Origin of the sequence: Pinirhizobacter sp. (genome assembly GCF_035317885.1) — a bacterium.
Lineage (GTDB): Bacteria > Pseudomonadota > Gammaproteobacteria > Xanthomonadales > Rhodanobacteraceae > Pinirhizobacter.
This window is the reverse complement of sequence record NZ_DATHFX010000254.1, coordinates 1-6,822: the sequence shown is the minus strand read 5'-3', so window position 1 is coordinate 6,822 and position 6,822 is coordinate 1. Positions and strand designations below refer to the sequence as shown.

Below are 6,822 nucleotides of genomic sequence, written 5' to 3'. Positions count from 1 at the left end.
CGTGGGGTGGGTGAAGTCGCCCTGGTGGTACGCACCTGGATCGGTAGGCATGGCTTGCTCCGCGTGCGGCCTGGAGAATTTCTCCAGGCCTTAGCTTGCCTGTCTTCGATACCCGGGAGGAAGGCCGTGCGTCACCGATTTGCGCAGGAAAGAAACGATTGTTGCAAGGGCTAGCGCGAAACCATCGATTGACTCACTTCCCATAGGCGGCGAGCGTTGTCGCTGTCGATGGCGTACGGAAGCACGCCGTTGGCACCCTTGCGCAGGCGTACGCTTGCATCGTTGCTGGTGGGGACTTCTTCCTGGCGGATCGGCGAGATGTCGGCATTCTCGGCGTAGACGCCACCCATGCCGTTGAGCTGCGGACTGACGGCGCACCAGACACTGGTGGCCGCGCCCTGGGGTACGTTCTTGAGGTTGCGCGACGGGTCGATGATGGGCTTTCCGTCCTCGTCGATCACGCCGGCATTCTTCAGGTCTTCGCGTGACATGTACTTTCCAAGGCCTGTATCGACGATCAAACCCGGATGCACGGCGAACGCGCGGATACCGTCGGCCTGGTAGCGGGCGTCCAGTTCCACGGCGAAGAGAATATTCGCCGTCTTCGATTGCCCGTAGCTCAGCCACGGGTTGTATTCACGCTGTTCGAAGCTGATGTCGTCGAATACCACCGGGGAGTAACGGTGGCCCCACGACGATACGGACACCACCCGCGCTCCTTGCGCACGCTGCAGCGCCGGCAGCAGGCCGACGGTCAACTGGAAGTGCCCCAGGTGGTTCGTCGCGAATTGGATTTCGTAGCCGCGCGCATCGCGTTCGAACGGCGTGGCCATGATGCCGGCGCTGTTGATCAGCATGTGCAGCGGCTGGCCGGTAGCAATGAAGCGCGATACGAAGGCGTCGATGGACGCCGGGTCGGTCAGGTCCATGGGTTCGATGCGGGTGTTGCTGATGCCGGCGAGTGCCTTGGTTGCCTTCGCTTCGTTGCGCGTGGGCACGATCACGGTGGCGCCGGCGTTGGCCAGTACCCTCACGGTTTCTACCCCGATACCGGAATAACCGCCGGTGACGATGGCGATCCTGCCGGTGAGGTCGATGCCGTGGATGACGTCGGCGGCGGTGGAGGCTGCATCGAAACCGGAGTTGATGGGTTGTTGGACAGAGCGCATGGGGATGGCCTTGTGGGTGGACTAGCTAGAAAGATAGGGTTCGTGGCCCGGACTTTGAATTATTGAAAGTCCGAGATTAATGCGCGATAGTCCGCCGATGGTATCCGATCCGTTTTCCGACATCCTTTCGCTCACCCAGGCGCGTTCGCTGGTCACCGGCGGATTTACCGCTGGGGCGCGTTGGTCCGTGCGCTTTCATCCGAGCGGCCGTGCGAAATTCTTCGGCGTGGTGAGGGGGTCTTGCTGGCTTTGCATGGAAGGCCGCGAACCCGTGCACCTGGGCGAGGGCGATGTGTTCCTGACATCGGCGGAAAGGCCCTATGCGATGTCGTCGGACCCGGATGTGCTGCCGGTGGATTCGAAGGTCGCATTCGCCGGACAGGATGGCGTGATGAAAGCCCTTGGCGAAGGCGAAGAGTGCCTTGTCATCGGTGGCCACGTCGAGCTTGATCCGGCGCGGGGGAATATCCTTCGCGATGTGCTGCCGCCGTTGATCCACGTGCGCGCCGACATGCCCGAGGCGACTGCCACGCGCTGGTTATTGGGCCAGTTGGTGGCCGAGCGGCAGAACGATCCGCCGGGCGCGGCGTTCGCTTCCGCGCAACTGGCGCAGCTTATGTTGGTGCAGGTGCTGCGCGTTCACCTGGCCACTGGCGGTCCGCTGGATACCGGTCTTCTTCGCGCCATCAATGATGCACGGATCGCCCCGGCACTTCGCCTGATGCACGCCGAGCCCGGCCGCGCCTGGCAGCTTCCGGAGCTTGCCAAAGCCACGGCCATGTCACGCACCACCTTCGCCGAGTACTTCAAAACCGTGGCCGGCATGCCGCCACTGGCCTATCTCGCACAATGGCGCATGCGCCTGGCCGAGCGTTCCCTTCGTGATGAGAACACCCCCATCTCACGTATCGCCCAATCCCTCGGCTACGGCACCGAAAGCGCATTCAGCCACGCGTTCAAGCGCATCACCGGCATGGCGCCCGGCCAGTACCGAAAGACCCCTAATAGCTCCTATTAGGTTGCGTGCTTGCAATTATTGTGAGTAAGAGTACTATTGCGTCCATGATCAAGTTGCCTCCAGACATGGATCCGCTCGCCGCCGGCCTGATCGGGGCGATTTTTCCCATCATCAAGGACGGCCAAACGGGCGTGGTCTCGGCCATGGCGGGGTTCGACCTCACGTTTTCGCAGTTCCGTATCTTGTTCGTGCTCGATAGCGAAGGTGTGGATCTGGCGGTGAATGAACTGGCCGAACGCATCTCGCTGTCGTTGCCTGCCGCCGGTCGGGCTATCGACGCCATGGTGAAGGCGGGGCTGGTGTCGCGTCGCGAGGACGACAGTGACCGCCGGGTGAAACGCATCGCGCTCGCGGCAGCCGGATCCGACGCGCTGGAGAAGATCGGCAATTCCCGCAGGCAAGCGGCGGAGCGGTTCGTCAATAAGCTCAACGATGAAGAGCGCGCAGCGCTCGCCGCCGCGGTCGCCACGCTCAGCGGCCTAACCAACAAATACTTCGCTGGCAGTCCATGGGCTGTCGGCAAACCCTATTGTTCCCCGGACTCCCCAAAATGAATGCTCCTTCCCAGGCCAGTGCCCCGCGGGCACTGGATCGCGCAACGCTGCGCATCGCTGCCGTGGTCGTACTTGGCAGCTTCATGTCGATCCTCGACACCACCATCGTCAACGTCGCGATCAAGGAATTGTCGCGCTCGTTCGGCACGTCGCTGTCCCTTACCCAGTGGGTATCCACCGGCTACATGCTGGCGCTGGCCACGGTAATTCCCCTCACGGGGTGGGCGGCCGACCGCTTCGGCACCAAGCGCCTGTATATCGGTTCCATCGCCTTGTTCGTGGTGGGCTCCGCACTGTGCGGCCTGGCATGGTCGGCCACCTCGTTGATCGTATTCCGCGTGCTGCAGGGCTTTGGCGGCGGCATGATCATGCCCGCCGGCATGACGATCCTGTCCCATGCCGCGGGCCGCGACCGCATGGGCCGCGTGATGGGTCTGGTGGGCGTGCCGATGCTGCTCGCGCCGATCGTGGGTCCGATCCTGGGCGGCTGGTTCGTCGACGACTTCTCCTGGCGCTGGATCTTCTTCGTGAACCTGCCCATCGGCGTCATCGCCTTGTTCGCGGCATCGCGGATCCTGCAGCGCGACGAGCCCAAGCCGCATCACTCGCTTGACTGGAGCGGTCTGCTGATGCTCTCGCCGGGCCTGGCCATCTTCGTCTACGGCTTGGCCGAAACTGCTGCCGGTGGTGGCTTCAAGAAGCCCGATGCGCTTGGCGGGGTGCTGGTTGGACTGGCACTGGTACTGGCCTTCGTCTGGCACGCGCGGCGGAAAGTAGGCGCGTTGATCGACGTGCGCTTGTTCGGTAGCCGTGTGGTCGGCGCGGCGGCGGCCACGTCGTTCTTCTTCGGCACGGCATTCTTCGGTTCAGCCTTGTTGCTGCCGCTTTACTTCCAGCTGGTACGCGGTGAATCCGCCCTGCATGCCGGCCTGTTGCTGGCAGCGCAAGGCTTCGGCGCGATGATCTCCATGCCGATCGCCGCGCGCTTGACCGACAAGACCGGCCCGGGCCGCATCGTGCTGGTGGGGCTGACATTCGTTGCGTTGGGCATCACCGGACTGACGCAGATCCAGAGCGACACGCCCATGTGGATAGTGGAAATCATGTTGCTGCTGATGGGCCTGGGGATGGGCTCGACGATGATGCCGTCGATGACCGCGGCGCTCAGCAGCCTGCAACGCCACGAGATTGCCCGCGTCACCAGCGGCATGAACGTCGTGCAGCGCGTGGGCGGTTCGGTGGGCACGGCCCTGCTGGCCGTGGTGCTGTCGCAACAGATCGCCGCCCTGATGCCCGCTACGGGTGTCTCCGAAGGTGGCCTTTCCGTGGCGCGCACGATCACGCCTGCCATGCGGGAGGCCATGTTGCCGGCCTTGGGCCACGCCTTCGGCCACACGTTTGTCTGGGCGCTGGCCATCGTCGCCCTGGGCCTCGTAGCCGCGAGCTTCCTGCCGCGCAAGCGCGCAGTCCACGACACTGGCGACGCATCCGTGGCGACGCTGGTCGACTAGTCGCCATTAGCGGGCGTTCGGGGTCAGGCGTTAGGGGTCAGAGTCATGACTCTGACCCCGGAAGCTCGGAAAACTCACAATCGCTTGATGAAGCGCCGTGCATCCATGCCGTAGCCCATCGCTTGATAGAAGCAGTGGGCGCCATCGCGGTGGTCGCCGCTGGTTACTTCCATACGTGCGGCGCCCCTGGCAATCGCCCAGTTCTCGATGGCGCGGATGAGGCAGCGGCCGATGCCCTGCCGTTCGCGGCCCCGGCGTACCGAGAGCGCGGTAATCCGCACCAATTCTCCTGGTTGGTGGAAAACCGGGATCGCGTGCGCGCTGACCACGCCGGTAAGTGAAGAGATCTCGGCGCATACCAGCACGATATCGCGCGGCGACTCCCTGAAATGGGACAGATGGATGGCAACCGCCTCCGGTGTGGTGCCATAGCCTAGCGAATGCATGCATGCGGCGATCTCCGCCGCGTCACGCACGCATCCGCGGCGGACCAGGTGAGTGGATGTGGCCATGGCTAACTCCTCTCCTCCGCTTCGACGCTTTCGAGCGTGTGGGCGCATTGAGGCTTCGACATGGCAATCGCGTGGCGTACTGGGCCTGCACGGGGCGTTATCGGCGAATATCCGCAGTAGCCTGGGAATTATCCCGCAAGCCTGCGCGGGACCAACGGCACTTTATCTTCGAGCGGCGGATGGGCATCCTCTCTGGTCTGGTAGTGGAGGGAACCGATGATGACGATCCTGGTGACTGGCAGCTCAGGCCACCTTGGTGAGGCGCTGGTGCGCCGCCTTCGTGCGGAGGGCGCGGCCGTTCGCGGCCTGGATATCAATCCGTCCCCCTTCACCGACGTCGTCGGTTCAATCACCGATCCTGCGGTGGTAGAGCGAGCGATGGACGGTATTGCCGTGGTGTTCCACACCGCCACGCTGCACAAGCCACATGTGGCAACGCATCCACCGGGCGACTTTGTCGACACCAACATCAACGGCACGCTTGCGTTGCTCGAGCGCGCCGTGGCGAACAAGGTAAGCGCCTTTGTGTTCACCAGCACCACCAGTGCCTTCGGTGCGGCGCTGACGGCGGGTCAGGACGAGGCCGCGTGGATCACCGAGGACGTACGTCCTGTACCCAGGAATATCTACGGGGTGACCAAGGTTGCTGCCGAGGACCTGTGCGAGCTTTACCACCGCAAGCGCGGGCTTCCGGTGGTCGTGCTGCGTACCTCCCGGTTCTTTCCCGAAGATGACGATGACCCGGCGAAGCGGGCGGCCTATGCGCCGGCGAACATGCAGGCCATGGAGTTGCTGTACCGGCGTGTGGACATTGCCGACGTGGTCGATGCACACCTGTTGGCTTCCACGCGTGCCCGCGTCATTGGCTTTGATCGCTTCATCGTTTCGGCAACCACGCCTTTCAAGCGTGGGGAGGCCCGTGTGCTGCGGCATCACTTGCCCGCTGCCATCGCCGCCCACTTTCCTGACGCCGCTACATTGTTCGAAGCCCGGGGCTGGCGCATGCTCCAGGGCATCGACCGCGTGTACGACAATGCCCGTGCCAGGGAATTATTGGCGTGGAAGCCGAAGCACGATTTCGCCCACGCGCTGGAGCGGCTCCGTGCGGGCGGGGATTTCCGTAGCGAGATGGCGATTGCCGTGGGCGTAAAGGGATATCACGACAGGGCGTTCGAAGAGGGTCCGTATCCGGTGGATATGCCTCATTGAATGGCGCTGCGGAACGTTGCCAGGGCTTCGCGAACCGGTCCGGCCAGGCGCGACTCTGCAACGATGGCGGCCGCATCCCACGGCCTGCCAAGCAGGTCCAAAGTGATGCATGCGTCATCCACGATATGGGCCGACATCGTACTTAGAACAAGCCGCAGCGATTCCTGTGCGTCACTGCATGCCCTCGGGTGCGAGCAGCGCCGCGGCCCCGAGCAACGCCGTGTTGGTCGAGTTGACCCGGAGGCTACCGGAGATCGCCAGGAGATTCAGTGCAGGCGGAATTTGCATTCAGGCGATTATGCATAGGACGTCGAAGGATTGGAATTTCCACGCGTCAACACAGCGCTGACCTTTGGCACATGCCCTTATTGCATACTGGTTGCAGATTCTGCGCATGCCAAGGGAGCCATCGATGACGCCTTTCATCTGCATTACCTGCGGTACCCAGTACGGGACGGAACATCATCGGTGGCGGGCGTGCCGCCGTGGATGCTTCGTTTGATCGCTACCTGGCGGATACGGGTAGTTGACGTGCCTACTGGCTAGCCCTACTGGCGTTTAACCCCAAAAGCTGAATACGGGCGATTATGCATAGGACCCCAGGGACTGGAATGTTCATGCACGCTTTGGACGTAGGAATAAACGAGAGCATTGACGCCCGCCACGCCTCGTTGAGTTGGCTTGCCGCAAGACTTCCATGGAAGGCGGATTCCGTGGCCTCGATCGAGGCGGTGCGGGAAAACAACCAGGAGAGCGACGCCGACTGCATGCGTCGCTACCAAAGTGGCGATACCAGTGGCTTCGAGGTGCTCTACCTCCGCTACCGTCACCGGCTGCATCGTTACGTAT

At 63.0% G+C, this 6,822-nt stretch carries 6 protein-coding genes; 4 read left to right on the top strand and 2 right to left on the bottom strand.

Translation table 11 applies throughout. The features are described 5' to 3' along the window. Positions 1-170: 170 nt before the first annotated feature. Positions 171-1,169 (bottom strand): oxidoreductase, encoded by a 999-nt coding sequence (locus VK519_RS08275; RefSeq protein ID WP_324348923.1) that lies wholly within the window; start codon positions 1,167-1,169, stop codon positions 171-173. Between the two features lie 79 nt (positions 1,170-1,248). Between VK519_RS08275 and VK519_RS08270 the strand changes: the two genes are divergently transcribed. The 3 genes from VK519_RS08270 to VK519_RS08260 all read left to right on the top strand — a co-directional run bounded on the left by VK519_RS08270 (position 1,249) and on the right by VK519_RS08260 (position 4,252). Continuing rightward, positions 1,249-2,187 (top strand): AraC family transcriptional regulator, encoded by a 939-nt coding sequence (locus tag VK519_RS08270; RefSeq protein WP_324348922.1) that lies wholly within the window; start codon positions 1,249-1,251, stop codon positions 2,185-2,187. Between the two features lie 65 nt (positions 2,188-2,252). Further along, positions 2,253-2,741: a MarR family winged helix-turn-helix transcriptional regulator gene (locus tag VK519_RS08265; RefSeq protein WP_324348921.1), complete on the top strand. Its 489-nt coding sequence runs from the start codon at positions 2,253-2,255 to the stop codon at positions 2,739-2,741. Then, the gene (locus VK519_RS08260) at positions 2,738-4,252 is read left to right on the top strand and encodes a DHA2 family efflux MFS transporter permease subunit (RefSeq protein WP_324348919.1); all 1,515 of its coding nucleotides are present in this window, start codon (positions 2,738-2,740) and stop codon (positions 4,250-4,252) included. The genes VK519_RS08265 and VK519_RS08260 overlap by 4 nt, the downstream gene beginning before the upstream one ends. A gap of 74 nt (positions 4,253-4,326) precedes the next feature. On the opposite strand, the gene VK519_RS08255 is transcribed toward VK519_RS08260, so the two are convergent. Beyond that, complete coding sequence (locus tag VK519_RS08255; RefSeq protein WP_324348917.1) at positions 4,327-4,764, bottom strand: GNAT family N-acetyltransferase; 438 nt, start codon at positions 4,762-4,764, stop codon at positions 4,327-4,329. 216 nt (positions 4,765-4,980) lie between these two features. Here VK519_RS08255 and VK519_RS08250 point away from each other — a divergent pair, with 216 nt between their 5' ends. Continuing rightward, positions 4,981-5,973, top strand: a complete 993-nt coding sequence (locus VK519_RS08250; RefSeq protein WP_324348915.1) for an NAD-dependent epimerase/dehydratase family protein — start codon at positions 4,981-4,983, stop codon at positions 5,971-5,973. Positions 5,974-6,822: the final 849 nt, after the last annotated feature.